This is a genomic window from Mesorhizobium sp. M8A.F.Ca.ET.057.01.1.1, from assembly GCF_003952565.1.
In the GTDB taxonomy this organism is placed as follows: Bacteria; Pseudomonadota; Alphaproteobacteria; order Rhizobiales; family Rhizobiaceae; genus Mesorhizobium.
Genome location: NZ_CP034454.1, coordinates 4986470 through 5003646, shown reverse-complemented (window position 1 = coordinate 5003646; position 17177 = coordinate 4986470). Strand labels below are relative to the sequence as shown.

17 protein-coding genes and 1 pseudogene are annotated in these 17177 nt (G+C 63.7%); 12 read left to right on the top strand and 6 right to left on the bottom strand.

Translation table 11 applies throughout. The annotated features are described in order from the left end of the window. Nucleotides 1-8: 8 nt before the first annotated feature. From EJ077_RS23875 to EJ077_RS23865, 3 genes are all read right to left on the bottom strand, one after another. Complete coding sequence (locus tag EJ077_RS23875) at nt 9-1388, bottom strand: aspartate aminotransferase family protein (RefSeq protein ID WP_208696809.1); 1380 nt, start codon at nt 1386-1388, stop codon at nt 9-11. A gap of 30 nt (nt 1389-1418) precedes the next feature. Continuing rightward, complete coding sequence (locus EJ077_RS23870; protein ID WP_208696807.1) at nt 1419-2912, bottom strand: NAD-dependent succinate-semialdehyde dehydrogenase; 1494 nt, start codon at nt 2910-2912, stop codon at nt 1419-1421. 131 nt (nt 2913-3043) lie between these two features. Then, a complete protein-coding gene (locus EJ077_RS23865) occupies nt 3044-3535 on the bottom strand; it encodes an Lrp/AsnC family transcriptional regulator (protein WP_208696805.1) in 492 nt (163 codons plus the stop codon). A gap of 81 nt (nt 3536-3616) precedes the next feature. Between EJ077_RS23865 and EJ077_RS23860 the strand changes: the two are divergent. The 12 genes and pseudogenes from EJ077_RS23860 to EJ077_RS23805 all read left to right on the top strand — a co-directional run bounded on the left by EJ077_RS23860 (nt 3617) and on the right by EJ077_RS23805 (nt 15304). Beyond that, nucleotides 3617-5001, top strand: a pseudogene (locus EJ077_RS23860) (PLP-dependent aminotransferase family protein). A 179-nt stretch (nt 5002-5180) separates the two neighbouring features. After that, nucleotides 5181-5972 (top strand): ectoine/hydroxyectoine ABC transporter ATP-binding protein EhuA, encoded by a 792-nt coding sequence (gene ehuA, locus EJ077_RS23855; protein ID WP_281040180.1) that lies wholly within the window; start codon nt 5181-5183, stop codon nt 5970-5972. A gap of 71 nt (nt 5973-6043) precedes the next feature. Then, complete coding sequence (gene ehuB / locus EJ077_RS23850; RefSeq protein ID WP_135921383.1) at nt 6044-6895, top strand: ectoine/hydroxyectoine ABC transporter substrate-binding protein EhuB; 852 nt, start codon at nt 6044-6046, stop codon at nt 6893-6895. A gap of 166 nt (nt 6896-7061) precedes the next feature. Continuing rightward, on the top strand, nt 7062-7721 hold the full coding sequence (ehuC, locus tag EJ077_RS23845) for an ectoine/hydroxyectoine ABC transporter permease subunit EhuC (RefSeq protein WP_208696804.1): 660 nt from the start codon (nt 7062-7064) through the stop codon (nt 7719-7721). Nucleotides 7722-7755: 34 nt separating this feature from the next. Then, nucleotides 7756-8415 carry an ectoine/hydroxyectoine ABC transporter permease subunit EhuD gene (ehuD, locus tag EJ077_RS23840; RefSeq protein ID WP_127870505.1) on the top strand — a complete coding sequence of 220 codons (660 nt, stop codon included), beginning with the start codon at nt 7756-7758 and terminating at the stop codon, nt 8413-8415. Nucleotides 8416-8418: 3 nt separating this feature from the next. Beyond that, nucleotides 8419-9198, top strand: a complete 780-nt coding sequence (eutA, locus tag EJ077_RS23835) for an ectoine utilization protein EutA (RefSeq protein ID WP_208696802.1) — start codon at nt 8419-8421, stop codon at nt 9196-9198. Between the two features lie 5 nt (nt 9199-9203). Continuing rightward, a complete protein-coding gene (gene eutB, locus EJ077_RS23830; RefSeq protein WP_208696800.1) occupies nt 9204-10223 on the top strand; it encodes a hydroxyectoine utilization dehydratase EutB in 1020 nt (339 codons plus the stop codon). Continuing rightward, nucleotides 10192-11184 (top strand): ectoine utilization protein EutC, encoded by a 993-nt coding sequence (eutC, locus tag EJ077_RS23825; protein ID WP_208696798.1) that lies wholly within the window; start codon nt 10192-10194, stop codon nt 11182-11184. Before eutB ends, eutC begins: the two co-directional genes overlap by 32 nt. 136 nt (nt 11185-11320) lie before the next feature. Beyond that, nucleotides 11321-12499: an ectoine hydrolase DoeA gene (doeA, locus tag EJ077_RS23820; RefSeq protein WP_208696796.1), complete on the top strand. Its 1179-nt coding sequence runs from the start codon at nt 11321-11323 to the stop codon at nt 12497-12499. A 5-nt stretch (nt 12500-12504) separates the two neighbouring features. Next, nucleotides 12505-13506, top strand: coding sequence for a N(2)-acetyl-L-2,4-diaminobutanoate deacetylase DoeB (gene doeB, locus EJ077_RS23815; protein ID WP_208696794.1), 1002 nt, complete (start codon nt 12505-12507; stop codon nt 13504-13506). Between the two features lie 162 nt (nt 13507-13668). Next, nucleotides 13669-14349 (top strand): GntR family transcriptional regulator, encoded by a 681-nt coding sequence (locus EJ077_RS23810; RefSeq protein WP_245458518.1) that lies wholly within the window; start codon nt 13669-13671, stop codon nt 14347-14349. A gap of 157 nt (nt 14350-14506) precedes the next feature. Beyond that, complete coding sequence (locus tag EJ077_RS23805; RefSeq protein WP_208696791.1) at nt 14507-15304, top strand: ABC transporter permease subunit; 798 nt, start codon at nt 14507-14509, stop codon at nt 15302-15304. A gap of 10 nt (nt 15305-15314) precedes the next feature. Here EJ077_RS23805 and EJ077_RS23800 read toward each other — a convergent pair whose 3' ends face one another. Genes EJ077_RS23800 through EJ077_RS23790 form a run of 3 tightly spaced genes read right to left on the bottom strand, consistent with a single transcriptional unit; the run spans nt 15315 to nt 17174 of the window. Then, a complete protein-coding gene (locus EJ077_RS23800) occupies nt 15315-15770 on the bottom strand; it encodes a MaoC/PaaZ C-terminal domain-containing protein (RefSeq protein ID WP_208703106.1) in 456 nt (151 codons plus the stop codon). Next, a complete protein-coding gene (locus EJ077_RS23795; protein WP_208696789.1) occupies nt 15767-16852 on the bottom strand; it encodes a Gfo/Idh/MocA family protein in 1086 nt (361 codons plus the stop codon). The genes EJ077_RS23800 and EJ077_RS23795 overlap by 4 nt, the downstream gene beginning before the upstream one ends. Continuing rightward, nucleotides 16845-17174: an L-rhamnose mutarotase gene (locus EJ077_RS23790; RefSeq protein ID WP_208696787.1), complete on the bottom strand. Its 330-nt coding sequence runs from the start codon at nt 17172-17174 to the stop codon at nt 16845-16847. The genes EJ077_RS23795 and EJ077_RS23790 overlap by 8 nt, the downstream gene beginning before the upstream one ends. Nucleotides 17175-17177: the final 3 nt, after the last annotated feature.

Here is a 17177-nt window from a genome sequence, read left to right as displayed (position 1 = left end):
GGTCGGTCTCAGAGATTGGCGAATACGCTGTTCACGGCATCGGCGGTCTTGGCCACCACGATGTCGGCCTCCTCACGGGTCAGGCACAGCGGCGGCGCGAAGCCGAGTATGTCGCCCTGCGGCATGGCGCGGCCGATGACGCCGCTTGCGGCAAGGGCCGCGGCGACCTGCGGTCCGATCTTGAGCGAAGGATCGAAGAAGACACGGTCGTCGCGATCCCTGACGAATTCCACCGCCGCCAGCATGCCGTCGCCGCGCACCTCGCCGACGTGTTTGTGACCGCCGACGGCCTTGGCCAGTTCGGCACGGAAATAAGCGCCGGTCTCGCCGGCATTCCGCACCAGGTCCATCTCGTCGATCAGTTCGAGATTGGCGACGCCGGCTGCGACGCAGATCGGATGCGCCGAATAGGTCCAGCCATGGCCAAGCGAGCCGAGCTTGTCGGAGCCCTGCACCAGCACCTGCCACACCTTGTCGGCGACGATGACGCCCGACAGCGGCGCATAGGCCGAGGTCAGGCCTTTGGCGATGGTGATCAGGTCGGGTTTGATGCCGTAGTGGTCGGAGCCGAACATCGTGCCCAGCCGACCGAAGCCCGTCACCACCTCGTCGGCTACCAGCAGCACGTCGTACTTCTTCAGCACCGCCTGGATTTTCTCCCAATAGCCGGTGGGCGGCGGCACGATGCCGCCAGTGCCGAGGATTGGCTCGCCGATGAAGGCGGCGACGGTTTCAGGCCCTTCGGCGAGGATCATCTCCTCCAGCTTGTCGGCGCAATGCTGCGAGAATTGCTCTTCGCTCATCGAGCGGTCGGCGCGGCGGAAATAATAGGGCGCCTCGGTGTGCAGGATCGGCGCGCGCGGCAGGTCGAAGGCATTGTGGAAGAGGTCCAGCCCGGTCAGCGATCCCGTCATCACGCCCGAGCCGTGATAGCCGCGCCAGCGCGAGATGATCTTCTTCTTCTCCGGCCGGCCCAGCACATTGTTGTAGTACCAGATCAGCTTGATGTTGGTTTCGTTGGCATCCGAACCGGAGAGGCCGAAATAGACCCTCGACATGCCCTTCGGCGCGCGATCGATGATCATCTTCGCCAATGTGATCGAGGCCTCGGTGCCGTGCCCGACATAGGCGTGGTAATAGGCGAGGTTCTTCGCCTGCGTCGCGATGGCGTCAGCGATTTTCTGGCGGCCATAGCCGACATTGACGCAATAGAGGCCGGCGAAGGCATCGATGCTCTTCCTGCCATTGTTGTCCCAGACGGTGACGCCTTCGCCTCCAGCCATGATCCTTGTCGGCGATTCACCGCGAGCGTGCGTGCCCATGTGGGTCGAGGGATGGAAGAAATGGTCGCGATCCCAGGCGGCGAGTTCGTTGGACTGGTCGAGCATTTTTTGACTCCTTGAAAATTCCAGTGTGGCCTAAGCCACGTCGAGGCATAGATATTTGAGATCAGTGAAGGCCTCCAAGCCGTGGCGCGAGCCTTCGCGGCCGATGCCGGACTGCTTGACGCCGCCGAAGGGGATCGGAGCGCCGGTGATCTTCACACGGTTGATGGCGACCATGCCATAGTCGAGCGCGCGACCCATGCGCTGCTGACGCGCGCCATTCTCGGTCACGACATAGGCGACCAGACCATATTCAGTCGCATTGGCGCGGGCGATCACCTCGTCCTCGTCGTCGAAGGAGGTGACGGCGGCGACCGGACCAAAGGTCTCCTCGCGCATGATCAGCGCTTCGTCGGCGACACCGGCGAGCAGTGTCGGCTGGTAGAACAGCGGCCCGGCCTGATGCCGCTTGCCGCCGGCAAGGCAGCGCGCGCCAAGAGCCACGGCGTCAGCGACCTGCTCTTCGACTTTCTTGACGGCGCGCTCATGCATCAGCGGCCCGATGTCGATGTCCTCGGCGAGGCCATTGCCGGCCCGCAACGCGTCTATGCGCTTGGCAAATGCGGCGCTGAAGCGGTCGTAGAGCGGACGCTGGACATAGATGCGGTTGGCGGCGAGGCAATCTTGGCCTGATGTGGCGAATTTGGCGTCGACGGCAATGGTCACCGCCTTTTCGATATCGGCATCGGCAAAGACGATCAGCGGCGCGTGGCCGCCGAGTTCCATGACCAGCCGTTTCATCGTCGGCGCACTTTGCGCGGCGATCAGCCGGCCGATCTCGGTCGAGCCCGTAAAACTCATGGCGCGCACGCGCGGATCTTCGCACATGCGTCCAACGATCGTCGCGGCCTTGCCTGTGACGATGTTGAAGACGCCGGCCGGCAACCCGGCGCGCTCGCCGAGTTCGGCCAGCGCCAGCGCCGACAGCGGCGTTTCCGAGGAGGGATGGGCAACGATGGTGCAGCCGGCGGCAAGCGCGGCAGCCGCCTTGCGGGTCAGCATGGCCGACGGAAAATTCCACGGCGTGACCACGCCGACGACGCCGAGCGGTTCGCGTCGCACCATCATTTCCGCGTTCGGCAGATGGCTGGTGACGCCCTCTGCGTTGAGACGCTTCGCTTCCTCCGCATACCATTCGACGAAGGAGGCAGCGTAGTCGATCTCGCCGAGCGACTCCTTTAACGGCTTGCCCTGTTCCAATGTCATCAGCAGCGCGAGGTCGTCTTTCGCGGCGATGATCAGCTCGAACCATTTTCGCAGGATTTTCGAGCGCTCCTGCGGCAACAGCGCCCGCCACGTCGGAAAGGCGCGCGCCGCGGCGTCGATGGCTTTTGTCGCCTGACGGCTGTCGAGTGCTGCGACGAAGGCGACGGTGGTGCCGGTCGCCGGATCGGTGACCTCGAAACTCTCGGCTGCGTCACTCGCCGTCCAATGGCCGTCGACGTAAGCGAGTTCGCGCAGCAGCCGGCGGTCGGCGAGCCGGTCGAGCGCTTCGTGGCGATGCGAGCGGGCGAAATGCGCGGACATGGTCGAAGCCTCCCGGTTCGGTTTTGATGCGGGGAGACTATCCTTCACAGGCAGACAGAGAGGCTGTTTGGGCGCCTCATCGTAGAGAGAGTCTCTCTATTGCGCCGTGAGGGCAGCCCGTTTCTCCGGCGCTATGCCGAAGCCGGCAGCAGGTCGGCTATGGGCAGCGCAATATCTTCCTTCACTGTCTTGATGACGATGTAGGTGAAATAGCGGTCGATGCCGATCTCGCGATCGAGCAAGCTGTCGACCAGCCGCTGATAGGCGTCGATGTCGCGCGCCATCACCTTCAGCACATAGTCGACGCCGCCACCCACCGACCAGCAGGCGACGATCTCGGGGATGTCGCGAATGACGCGCTCGAAGCGGTCGAAATCGGCCTGGCGGTGGCTGGCCAACGTCACCTCCATCAGCACTGTGGCGACAGGCGCCACGACGCGCATGGCGATCCGGGCGTGATAGCCCGAGACGATCCCGGCTTTTTCTAGCTTGCGCAGCCGCATCCAGCACGGTGTCGGCGACAGCCCGACCTGCTCGGCCAGCGCCAACTTGGTGATGCGTCCGTCACGCTGGATGGCGTCGAGGATTTTGAGATCGATCGGGTCGAGTTTCGCAGCAGTCATCAGCGCCCACTTTTTCGTCCATCGTACCATGAGGGCATTATTTCGATTGTCAATTGCACTGATTTCGATCTCTAATAAGTCATGACATTGTGGCAACCCGATCCCGCGCTCATCCGGCGGCCGGCCTATCAATCATTGGCCGACCAGTTCGCCCGCGCCATCCATGACGGGCGCCTGGCCAATGGCGCGAGGCTGCCGACGCATCGCAGGCTGGCGGACGATCTCAAGCTCTCGGTGCAAACGGTCAGCCGGGCCTATGAGGAATTGATCCGGCGCGGTCTGATTTCGGGCGAGATCGGCCGCGGCAGCTTCGTCCAGACGCAGCGCCGCGAGCCGGACCCGCCCTATCTGCCCGAGCGCCTCGGTGAGGTCATCGACCTCTCGATCCTGAAACCGGTCTGCGAGCCGATGCACTTGGAGCGAATGAAGCAGGCGCTGGGCTGGCTCGCCGAAAACCTGCCGTCGAGTTCGGCACTGTCGTTCCGGCCAAACATGGTATTCCCACGTCACCGCGCCGTGGCGGTCGAATGGCTGAAACTGTGCGGCCTCGATGCCTCCGCGCAGAACATCAGCCTGACCAATGGCGCCACCGCCGGCATGACGGTGGCGCTGATGAGCGTCGCGCCGCCGGGCTCCACCGTTGCCACCGAGGCGATCGGCCACCACACGCTGGTGCCGCTCGCCCGCTATCTCGGCTTCAACCTCGAAGGCCTTCCGATCGACGGCAACGGCCTGATTCCGGAAGCGCTGGACGAGGCCTGCCGGCTGTCCGACATCCGCGCGGTGTTCGTCCAGCCTTCCGTCATAAATCCCACGGCAACGCTCATGGATGCGGCGCGCCGTGAGCAGATCGCGGCGGTGGCGCGCAAGCATGACATCGCCATCATCGAGAACGATGTGCTCGGCCCCTGGTCGAGGATCGACCGCCACCGGTCGCTGCTTTCGCGCCGGAGCGGACGCTTTACGTCACCTCCTTCACCAAGATCACCGTGCCCGGCCTGCGCATAGGCTATCTCGCCGCGCCCGACCGTTACGTTGCGGCCGTCGCCAACCGGCATCTCGTCTCGAACTGGATGGCGACACCAATGGTGGCCGAGATCGCCACCAAATGGGTGACCGACGGCACCGCGATGGAGTTGGTGCGCTGGCAGCGCGCGGCGTTGCGTCGCCGGCAGGATATCGCTGGCGAGGTACTGACCGGCGTCGACTACCGTGCCCGCCGCGACGGATTGCATATCTGGCTGCAACTGCCGGCCGACCGTTCCGAAGAGAGCTTTGTCGCCCAGGCCCGATTGCAGGGGGTAGCCATCGCTCCCGGCGCCTCCTTCCGCATTTCGGATGCGCCGTGGCATCCGGCGGTGCGCATCTCGCTGGGTTCGACCACCGAGGGGGAACTGCGCGCCGGTCTCGGCGTTGTCACCAAGCTCCTGCTTGGCGATCCGGAGCATCTGCTACTCGCAATCTGAGCACGCCACCCTCTCGCCAAGTGGTTCTGGGGCAACGGCATGCCCAAAAAGCCAGCTGCGATTGACCGGAAAATGTGCGCAATCAGAATAATTGTCATGATATTATTTTACCAATTGACATGATTTGGCGTGTTCCCCATCGTTAAGGGCACAGGCTTCTCCAGCACGGGGAAATTCATTTGTCCGCAACCACGCCCATCATCAAGGTCGATGCCATCTCGAAGAGCTTCGGCGCCTTCAAGGTGCTGGATGGGCTGTCGATGCAGGTCATGCCGCGCGAGAAGCTGGCGCTGATCGGACCTTCAGGTTCCGGCAAGACGACGATCCTGCGCATCCTGATGACGCTGGAGCGCATCGACGGCGGTCACATCCAGATCGACGGCGAGCAGCTCTACCACATGGAGCGCAACGGCCAGCTGCTGCCGGCCGACGAGCGGCATCTGGCAAAAATGCGCCAGAAGACCGGCATGGTCTTCCAGCTGTTCAACCTGTTTCCGCACAAGAGCGTCATCGACAATGTGACGCTGGCGCCGATGCTGACCAAGGGCACGCCGCGCGCCGTTGCCGAGAAGCGGGCGATGGAACTTCTCGAGATGGTCGGCATGGCCGACAAGGCGAAGGCCATGCCGGCCCAATTGTCCGGCGGCCAGAAACAGCGCGTGGCGATCGCCCGCGCGCTCGCCCTGCAGCCGAAGATCATGCTGTTCGACGAGGTGACATCGGCGCTCGACCCGGAACTGGTCGAAGAAGTGCTCAACGTCTTGTGGCGGCTCTGCGCCGAGACCGACATGACCATGCTGCTGGTCACGCACGAGATGGGTTTCGCCCACGACTTCGCCGACCGGGTGCTGTTCTTCGATCGCGGCCGAATAGTCGAGGAAGGCAAGCCCGACGAGATTTTCCGCAATCCCAAGCAGGAACGCACGCAAGGGTTCCTGAAGAAGATCATCGCGGCCGGACACCGTGTCTGACCGCATGCCGAAGGCGGCAATGCCGTCCTGAAATCACGCAAACCAAGACAAGAACAAAGGAGTTGGGAACAATGAAGAAACTTGGCATTCTGGCCGGCGTCGCCGGTCTCGCACTTTCGGCCATGCTGGCCGCCTCGATCCCGGGTTCGGCCGACGACAGCAAGCTCGAGCAGCTGAAGTCGCAGGGCTTCGCTCGCCTGGCCATCGCCAATGAGCCGCCCTATACGGCGGTCGCCGCCGACGGCAAGGTTTCGGGTGCCGCGCCCGACGTGGCGCGCGAGATCTTCAAGCGGCTTGGCGTCGCCGACGTCGTCGCCTCGATCTCGGAATATGGCGCCATGATCCCCGGCCTGCAGGCCGGCCGCTTCGATGTCGTCACCGCTGGCCTGTTCATGAAGCCTGAGCGCTGCGCTGCGGTTGCCTATTCGGAGCCGGTTCTGTGCGACGCCGAGGCGATGCTGGTCAAGAAAGGCAATCCGAAGGGCTTCAAGAGCTACGAGGATGTCGCCAAGGACACGTCCGCCACGATCGGCGCTCCGGGCGGCGGCACCGAGGAGAAGCTGGCGCTCAACGCCGGCGTGCCACGCGAACGTGTCATCGTCGTGCCGGATGGCCAGAGCGGCCTGAAGATGGTGCAGGACGGCCGTATCGACGCCTATTCGCTGCCTGTGCTCTCGATCAATGATCTGATGAAGAAGGCCGCCGATCCGAACCTCGAAGTCATCGCTCCGGTACAGGGTGCCCCGGTCTATTGCGACGGCGCCGCCTTCAAGAAGGGCGACGAGGCGATGCGCGATGCCTTCGACGTCGAACTCGCCAAGATGAAGAAGTCGGGGGAGTTCGCCAAGATCATCGAGCCCTACGGCTTCTCGGCGGCGGCGGCGATGTCGACCACGCGCGACAAGCTCTGCGCCGCGAAGTAGCGCTTCTTTTTTCCTTCTCCCCGTGAACGGGAAGAAGGTGGCCCGAAGGGCCGGATGAGGGGCAGCACAAGCTTTGCTTACGCTGGCACTGCCTCTCATCTGCCTGCCGGCATCTTCTCCCCGTTGAACGGGGAGAAGGAAGCTAACCGCCAACGTTGGAACCCAGATGACCCAGTGGTCCGGCTATTTCGGTCTGATATTGCAGGGAGCGCTTGTCACCATCGAGCTGACGCTGATGGGGTCGGTGCTTGCCCTGATCATGGCCTTTCTCGCCGGCTTGGGGCGCCTGTCGCGCTTCTTCGTGCTGCGGGCCTTGGCAACGGCCTATATCGAATTCTTCCGTGGCACCTCAATCTTCGTGCAGCTGTTCTTCGCCTATTTCGTGTTGCCCTTAGTGGGTTTCGAACTGACCCCGCTGCAGGCTGGCGTCTTGGCGCTGGGCTTGAATGTCGGGGCCTATGCCGCGGAGGTGGTGCGCGGCGCCGTGCAATCGATCGGCCGCGAACAGCATGAGGCCTGCATCGCGCTCAATCTGGGCCGCTGGCAAGGCATGCGCCATGTCATCCTGCCGCAAGCGTTTCTGGTGATGCTGCCGACCTTCGGCAACAATGCGATCGAGCTGCTCAAGGCGACATCGGTCGTCTCGCTGATCTCGCTCGCCGACCTGACCTTCCAGGCGCAGGTGGTGCGCGCGCAGACCGGCAACACCATGGTGCCGTTCACCACGATTCTCGTCATCTATTTCATCCTGGCGCTGCTCATCTCGTGGGGTGTGCGCTCACTGGAACGCCGCATGGCGCGCGGCCTCGACGGAGTGCGCGTCTGATGGCCAGCGCATTCCTGATGAATTGGGTCCGCTGATGGATTGGGATTGGGATTTTGTCCGGCAGATCCTGCCGACGTTGATCCAGGGAGTGAAGATCACCATCCTGGCGACGTTGCTCGGTTCGGTGCTGGCGGCGATCGTCGGGTTGGGCATCGCGTTAGCGCGCCGCTCGCCCAACAAGGCGGTGTCGCGAACTGTCGGCTGGGTGGCCGAATTCATCCGCGGCACACCGCTCCTGGTGCAGCTCTACTTCATCTTCTACGTGCTGCCCGACATCGGCATCCTGCTGCCGCCGCTGGTCGCCGGCGTCATCGGGCTCGGGCTGCACTACGGCACCTACACGGCGGAGGTCTACCGCGCCGGCATCGACAATGTGCCGCGTGGCCAGTGGGAGGCCGCTAAGGCGTGCAATCTTAGCGCCCGGCAGACCTGGTCCCACATCATCATCCCACAGGCCATTCCGCCGATGATCCCGGCATTGGCCAACTACTTCATCGCCATGTTCAAGGAGACGCCGCTGCTCTCGGCGATCACCGTGCTGGAACTGATGAACCAGGCAAAAAGCGTCGCCAACACCTATTATCGCTACCTCGAGCCGATCACGCTGGTCGGCGCCTTCTTCCTCGCCATCAGCCTGATTTCGGTCGTGCTGCTGCGCTGGCTGGAACGCCGCTACGGCAAGATCGAAAGATAAAAGATGAAACCCTTGCCCCAGATCAAGCTTGTGCCCAACCGGCCAGCGCTCGATGACCGTCCGCTGGAGCGGCGCGTCGGCCTCATCATCCTTGCCACCGACCACACGACCGAGCCGGATTTTCGCCGCATGGTGGCGAGCGAACGGATCGGCGTCTATGTCGCGCGCATCCCCTATGCCAATCCGACGACGCCTGAGAACTTGCGCAAGATGCAGCCGGCGCTGACGGCGGGCGCGGCCTTGATCCTGCCTGACGAGCCGCTCGACGCTATCTGCTATTCCTGCACGTCGGCCTCGGTGGTGATTGGCGATGCCGAGATCGAGACGGCGATCCAGGCCGCCAAGCCAGGCGTGCCCGTCGTCACACCAACAATGGCCGGTGTGCGCGGACTGAACGCGTTCGGCGTGCGCCGGATCAGCATCCTCACGCCCTACACAATGGAAACCGCCAGGCCGATGGCGACCTATTTCGCCGAACGCGGCTTCGAAATCCTAGGCTTTACCTGTCTCGGCTTCGAGGACGACCGCGAGATGGCGCGCATTGCCCCGGCAGCGCTTGTCGACCTCGCACGCCAGGCAATGCATCCGCAGGCCGATGCGCTGTTCGTGTCCTGCACGGCGCTGCGCGGTGCGCTCGCGGTCACCGGCATGGAACAGGCGATCGGCCGCCCGGTGGTGACCAGCAACCAGGCAACCGCATGGAACTGTCTGCGCCTTTGCAGCGATGAGACGGCCCATCCCGAATTCGGCAGTCTGATGACGCTGCCCTTGCCACGCGGCTGACGACCATGGCGACAGTGACCCTTGGCGATATCCGTGGCGCGCGCGAGCGAATTGCCGGCAAGGTCGAGCGCACATCGATCGTGCTTTCGGCGAGTCTTTCCGAACGGCTGGGCGTGCCGGTTCATCTCAAGCTCGAGCATCGCCAGACCACCGGCAGCTTCAAATTGCGCGGCGCTTCCAACGCCGTTGCGTCGCTTGATGCCGAGGAGAAGGCGCGCGGCGTCGTCGCGGCATCGACCGGCAATCATGGCCGTGCGCTCGCCCACGCGGCGAAGCTCGAAGGCATGCGTGCGGTGATCTGCATGTCTCGACTGGTACCCAAGAACAAGCTGGACGAAATCCGCCGCCTCGGCGCGGAAGTCCGTATTGTCGGCAACAGCCAGGACGATGCCCAGAAGGAGGTCGAGCGGCTGGCGGCGGAGGAAGGGCTTGTCATGCTGCCACCCTTCGACCATCCCGCGATCATCGCCGGGCAAGGCACGCTCGGGCTGGAGATGATCGAGCAGGTCCCGGATGCCGCTCTGGTGCTGGTGCAACTCTCCGGAGGTGGGTTAGCATCGGGTATAGCGGCCGCAATCAAAGGCGTTAGCCCCGGCACAAAAATAATCGGCGTGTCGATGGCGCGCGGCGCGGCAATGAAGGCGAGCCTCGATGCCGGCCACCCCGTGCTGGTCGAGGAGCTGCCGACGCTGGCGGATTCGCTCGGCGGCGGCATCGGCCTCGACAACCGGCTGACCTTCGCCATGTGCCGCGACCTGCTCGACGATGTCGTCCTGCTCAGTGAGGACGAAATCGCCGCCGGCATTCGCCATGCCTATGAACTGGAACGCGAGATCGTCGAAGGAGCAGGTGCGGTAGGCATCGCAGCACTGCTCGCCGGCAAGGCCAAGGCGGAGGGGCCGGTGGTGGCTCTGCTTTCCGGCCGCAACATCGACATGGAACTGCACAGGAAGATCGTCTGGGGGAAATGCCATCGATTTCGGAGCGCGCCGCATGAGCAGGATGACCATCCTCACCGAAGCTGAACTGCGCACGATCGTGACGCTCGATCTCGACGCCGTCGCCTGTGTCGAGAATGCCTTCCGCGCGCTGGCAACATTGCCGGTGGCCATGCCGCCGATCCTGCGCCTCGACATCGCCGAGCATCGCGGCGAGGTCGATGTGAAGACCGCCTATGTGCCCGGTATCGACGGCTTCGCCGTCAAGATCAGTTCCGGCTTCTTCGACAATCCAAAGCTCGGTCTGCCAAGCGGTGGCGGCATGATGGTGCTGCTTTCGGCAAAGACCGGTGTGGTCGAAGCCTTGCTGCTCGACAATGGCTATCTCACCGACGTCCGCACCGCCGCCGCCGGCGCCGTCGCGGCCAAACACCTGTCGCGAGAGGACTCGTCCGTCGCCGCGATCTTCGGCGCCGGCGTCCAGGCCGGGCTACAGCTCCAAGCCCTGATGCTGGTGCGGCCGATCACGCGGGCCCGCATCTGGGCACGCGATGCCGCCAAGGCGGAGACGGCCGCGGCCGCCTTGCGCGAAAGGCTCGGCATCGACGTGGGCGCTGTATCAGACGCAGCCAACGCTGTCGCCGGCGCCGACATCATCGTCACCACCACGCCGTCGACCGAGCCGCTGATCAAGGCCGGGTTTGTCTCGGCCGGCCAGCACATCACCGCCATGGGGTCCGACGCCGAGCACAAGAACGAGATCGCGCCGGCGATCCTGCGCATGGCCGATCTCTACGTCGCCGACAGCGCGAAGCAGACGCGGCGGCTGGGCGAACTGCACCATGCCATCGCCGCCGGCGTGATGGCAGCCGATGCCGAGGTCACCGAACTTGGCCAGATCATCGCCGGCGAAAAACACGGTAGGCGCTCGGCCAGCGACATCACCATCGCTGACCTGACCGGCACCGGCGTGCAGGACACTGCGATCGCCACGCTCGCCCGCGACCGCGCGCTGGCGGCCAATGCCGGAACCATTTTCGAAAGCTGATCCTGGCCGCGGGAGCATGATCCGGAAAAGTGGCAACCGGCTTTCCGACCAGATCGTGCTCCGACAAAAGAATACCTGGAGACAGATTCAACGAAGTTGAAGCGGGTTCCAGGCCCAACAAACGAGGACCAACAAAATGCAGCCGAACCTGAAATTCTCGCGAAGCGAATACGCGGATCGCCTCGCCAAGACGCGCAAGGCGATGGAAGCCAAAGGCGTCGATCTCCTTGTTATCAGCGATCCATCCAACATGGCCTGGCTGACTGGATATGACGGCTGGTCCTTCTATGTGCATCAGGCGGTCATCGTGCCGCCGTCGGGCGAGCCGGTCTGGTACGGCCGTGGCCAGGACGCCAACGGCGCCAAGCGCACTGCTTATCTCGCGCATGACAACATCGTCGGCTATGCCGACCACTATGTGCAGTCGACAGAACGCCACCCGATGGACTTCCTGTCCAGCGTGCTGAGCGATCGCGGCTGGGGCAAGCTTGTCGTCGGTGTCGAGATGGACAATTACTGGTTCTCCGCCGCCGCCTTCGCCTCCTTGCAGAAGCATCTGCCCAACGCCCGCTTCGTCGATGCCACCGCACTGGTCAACTGGCAGCGCGCCGTGAAGAGCCCGACCGAGATCGACTATATGCGCAAGGCCGCCCGCATCGTCGAGGCGATGCACCAGCGCATCTTCGACAAGATCGAGGTCGGCATGCGCAAATGCGATCTGGTCGCTGAGATCTATGATGCCGGCACGCGCGGCGTCGACGGCATCGGCGGCGATTACCCCGCGATCGTGCCGCTGCTGCCGTCAGGCGCGGACGCCTCGGCGCCGCACCTGACCTGGGACGACAAACCGCTGAAGCGGGGCGAGGGGACGTTCTTCGAGATCGCCGGCTGCTACAACAGGTACCATTGCCCGCTGTCGCGCACCGTCTTCCTCGGCAAGCCGACGCAGGAATTCCTCGATGCCGAGAAGGCGACGCTGGAAGGCATGGAAGCCGGCCTTGCCGCCGCCAGGCCCGGCAACACATGCGAGGACATCGCCAACGCCTTCTTCGCCGTCCTGAAGAAATACGGCATCGTCAAGGACAATCGCACCGGCTATCCGATCGGTATTTCCTATCCGCCGGACTGGGGCGAACGCACCATGAGCCTGCGTCCCGGCGACCGCACCGAGCTCAAGCCCGGCATGACCTTCCATTTCATGACCGGCCTTTGGCTGGAGACAATGGGACTGGAGATTACCGAGTCCATCCTGATCACCGAAACCGGTGTGGAGTGCCTGGCCAATGTGCCGCGCAAGCTGGTGGTGAAGGATTGAACCCGATGTCCAGTCATCGCCCGTCGCCGATCGCGCCGACCGTCGATTTCGATCGCGACGGCGTCCAGCATGGTTTCCTGCGCTTGCCCTATAGCCGCGACGACTCGGCCTGGGGCTCGGTGATGATCCCGATCTGCGTCATCCGCAACGGCAAGGGGCCGGCGGCGCTGCTGACCGGCGGCAACCATGGTGACGAGTATGAGGGGCCGCTGGCGCTCTACGAACTCGCCCGAACGCTCGATCCCAGCCAGGTCAGCGGCACGGTGATCATCGTGCCGGCGATGAACTATCCGGCTTTCCGGGCCGGCACGCGCACCTCGCCGATCGACAAGGGCAACATGAACCGCAGCTTTCCCGGCCGGCCGGACGGCACGGTGACGCAGAAGATCGCAGACTATTTCCAACGCGAGTTGCTTCCCCGCGCCGACATCGTCTTCGACTTCCACTCCGGTGGCAAAACGCTGGATTTCGTGCCGTTCTGCGCCGCTCACACTTTGCCCGACAAGGCGCAGGAGCAGAAAGCCTTTGCCGCGGTGGCGGCATTCTCGGCACCGTTCTCGATGCGCATGACCGAGATCGATGCGATCGGCATGTACGATACGGCGGCCGAAGAGATGGGCAAGGTCTTCGTCACCACCGAGCTCGGCGGCGGCGGCACATCGCGAGCCGAGACGGTGCGGATCGCCCGGCGCGGCATCCTCAACGTGCTGCGTCATGCCGGTATCGTCACCGGGGCGGTCGAGACGGGCAAAACCCAATGGCTGGATATGCCCTCGGGAGATTGCTTCTGCTTCGCCGAGGACGACGGCATGATCGAAACCATGATCGATCTTGGTGAGCCCGTCAAAGAAGGCGCGGTATTGGCCCGCATTCATTCCACCGGCCGCACCGGCGTTGTTCCGCGGGAAATCCGGGCGAAAATGTCGGGCATGCTGGCGGCACGGCATTTCCCTGGCCTAGTCAAGGCCGGCGACTGCGCCGCGGTGGTCGCCGTGAAGGTCGATTGATTGACGTGATTTCTCCGCCCGGACCAAACCGGGCGGACCCAGCCATCGACAGCTTCTCGTGTCGCTCTGCGGCCAGAAATCAAACCACTCTCGTACACGGGGATACTTATATCGCCGGATGTTTTCCACTAGGCTCGCGATCGCGTGGCATGGGAGCATCGATTGCGCGGATTTATGGAGGGCCTGATCGAGAGGCCGCAGACGGTGGCGGAACAGGTCGCCAATGTCCTGCGCGAGGCTATAGCCAGCGGATCGCTGAAGGCAGACACTACGCTGCGCCAGGATGAACTGGCCGACCAGTTCGGCTTCAGCCGCATGCCTATACGGGACGCGCTTCGCCAATTGGAGGCGGAAGGCATTGTTTCCATTCATCCCACGAAGGGCGCGCATGTCGCCGGGATGGACGGTGCCGAGATCGCCGAAATCTATGCGGTGCGCGAATTGCTGGAATGCGAGGCGCTCCGGCTGTCCGTGCCGGTCCTGCCCGGCACCAAGCTTGAAGAAGCCGAGCAGGTGCTCCATCAGATCGACGCGGAGCGCAATGCGGGCCGCTGGGGCGCCCTGAACAGGGCCTTTCACCTCTCGCTCTACGATGCCTGCGGCAACCGTCGTTTGCTTGACCTGATCGAGGCGCATCACAACGCGGCCGACCGTTATGTTCGCATCCTGCTGTCGAACCTCGACTACCGCGCCCGCTCGCAGAGCGAGCATCGCGATCTGCTGGCCGCTTGCCGGCGGCGTGACGAGAAGAAGGCCGTGAGCGTTCTGAGGCAGCATCTTCGCGAAGGCAGCGACACACTCGTCAATGCGATAGAGGGTGGCGGACTGTCGCGAAAATCCTGAGCCCGAGGGGCAGGGCCGTCCGCGATCGATACCGTGGCGCGCGGTTGCCAGCGAGGCGATTCGCTGCCACATATTGCATCGCCGTGGTCAACATCGCGCTGTCGCTCGGCCTGTTCGGTCTCTACCGGTTTGCCGCCGGCCGGTTGGGAGTCTAGCCATGCTGGTTTGGTCGCGCTCCGGCCGCTTGATCACCTGGGTGATCTTCGCGCTGATCTTCGGCGTGCTGTTCCTGGCGCCGCTGGCGGTCATCCTCTTGTCCAGCCTCGCCGACCAATGGAACGGCGTGCTTCCCAATGGCCTGACCACGCAGCACTATGCCGATGTCGCCAGGGGCGCGGCCTGGAACGCGGTCAAGGCGAGCCTCGTCACAGGCTTTCTCGCCAGCGCATTGGCGCTGGTCAGCGGCACCTGGGCGGCATTGTCGCTTCGCCTTCAAGGGCCCGCATTGAAGCGGCTGCTTGGCCTTCTGTTCTTCATCCCGAGCGCCGTGCCATCGGTGTCCGTCGGCCTTCGCCTGCTGGTTGCGTTCAGCCATCCACCGCTGTTGCTCAACGGCACGATCGCCATCGTCATGATCGCGCATTTCGTGCTGATCTCGGCTTTCACCTTCGGCAACGTCTCGGCCGGGCTGGCGCGGCTGTCGCCCGACTTCGAGCAAGTCGCGTCAAGCCTTGGCGCCAGGCCTGCCTACCGGCTATGGCATGTCACGCTGCCCTTACTCGCGCCTTACCTGGTTGCGGCCTTCGGGCTGAGCTTCGCGCTCTCCATGGGCGAGCTTGGCGCCACCGTGATGGTCTATCCGCCGGGCTGGGTGACGCTGCCGGTGTCGATCTTCAGCCTCACCGATCGCGGCGACATCTTTGCCGGTGCCGCACTGACGATGATCCTGGTAGCGGCGACGCTGGTCCTGCTGCTTGGGCTGGAGCGCATCACCGCGCGCGCCACCGGTTCGTAGGCGCTGAAGCTCAGCTCTGCGCCGGCTGCCGTTCGACGATGTAGATATGGTCGGCCGCCAGCACCACCTCGCCGCGCTGGTTGATGACCTCGCATCGCTCGATCACGCGTCCCGACCCAGGCCGCTTCGGATCGTCCTCCTTGGCCGCGATGGTGGTGCGCGTACGGATCGTGTCGCCGATGAACACCGGCTTGATGAAGCGCAGCCGGTCATAGCCATAGGAAAAGGCGACAGAGTTGATCACCTTCGCCGTCAGCCCGATGCCGACCGAGAACACCAGCGTGCCATGCGCGATGCGCTGGCCGAACGGCGTCGTCTTCATGAATTCGGCGTCCATGTGGTGCGGGAAGAAATCGCCGGTGTGGCCGGCATGAACGATGAAGTCGGTCTCGGTGATGGTGCGGCCGCTGGTGAGGCGTGACGAGCCGATCTCGTAGTCCTCGAAATAGGTGATCTGTTCCATCAGGGCCTTTCCGCGATCGGCGTCGCAGGCGCCGCGCTCGAACGATAGGCCGCTTCCACCAGCGCCATTGTGTTCCAGGCGTCGTCGACCGAGCTGATCAACTCATCGTCTTCGCCTGATGCAAAGCGCTGGACATTGGCCATGCGGCCGACGAAGGCGTCGGGAAACCATTCGCCGGCCAAAGGCACTGATATCCAATCGCTCCCGCCTTTCGGATAGATCTCCAGAATATCCGGCTCGCCCTTGGGATAGTCGAGGTTGAGGCCGAGCTTCAGATAGGCCGCACCCTCGGTGCCGCTGATGCGGAACTCGCAGGCCTGGTGCCGGCGCCCGAACTTGTGGTCGTGGTTGATCGACAGCGCGCAGCGCACCGTGTCGCCATAGTCGAGAATGGCACTGGTGCGCGTCTGCGCCACCTTATGGTTGGGGTGGCCAAGCGTCTTGGCATGCACGCCCTTGGGATCGCCGAGCAATTGCCGGATCAGGTCGAGATAGTGGATCGAGTGCATGGCGATCTCGACGCGCGGCGCCTTGAGCAGGAATTCCCACAACTGCCACGGCGTCGCCAGCGCCAGCCAGGCGTCGAAGTCGACGACCTCGCCGAGCCAACCCTTGGCGATTGCGTCCTTCAGCGCCAGCATCATCGGCGCGAAGCGCAGCTGGAAATTCACCGCCGCCTTGAGCTTCTTGGCGCGGCAGATTTCGATGATTTCGGTTGCTTCGCCGAGATAGTTGCCCATCGGCTTCTGGATCAGTGCGAACGCACCGTCGGGCAGAGCCTTCAGGATCTCGGCATGCCGCCCCGGTGGCGTTGCCAGATCGAAGATCGCGTCCTTCACTGCAGCGGCTTCTCCCGCCGAGCGGAACGCCGTCACACCCCATGTGTCGGCCAGGACCCGCGCCTTGGCCTGGTCCGGATCATAGAGGCCGGCGATCGGAAATCCCGCCTTCCGGTAAGCCGGAAAATGCGCATCGCCGACGATGGAGCCGGCGCCGAAGGTGACGATCGGCCGGGACTTTGAGGGTTTGGGCCAGGACTGGACGAGCGAGGCAGGGTCGAAACCGCCCTCAGTCCCTTCAGTCATGGTGAAAAACCTCGTCCATCTCGGCCCACCACTCGCCCCCCTTGCGTGTCGCCAGCGGCTCCTGGCAAGGTATGCAGACCGCCCACCACTCCTGCGTCCTGGGATCAGCGGCCATCTTGGCCATGTCGGCGGCATAATCGGTGCCATGGTATTCGAAATTGGAAAACAGCAGGTTCTCCGGCCGTTTCAGGTAGATCGAGTAGTTCTTGATGTTGCAGGCCGAAATCATTGTCAGCACGTCAGGCCAGACGGCGGCGTGCAGGCGGACATATTCATCGACCTTTTCCGGTTTTAGCCCCAGTACAAATCCCATCCGCTGCATATC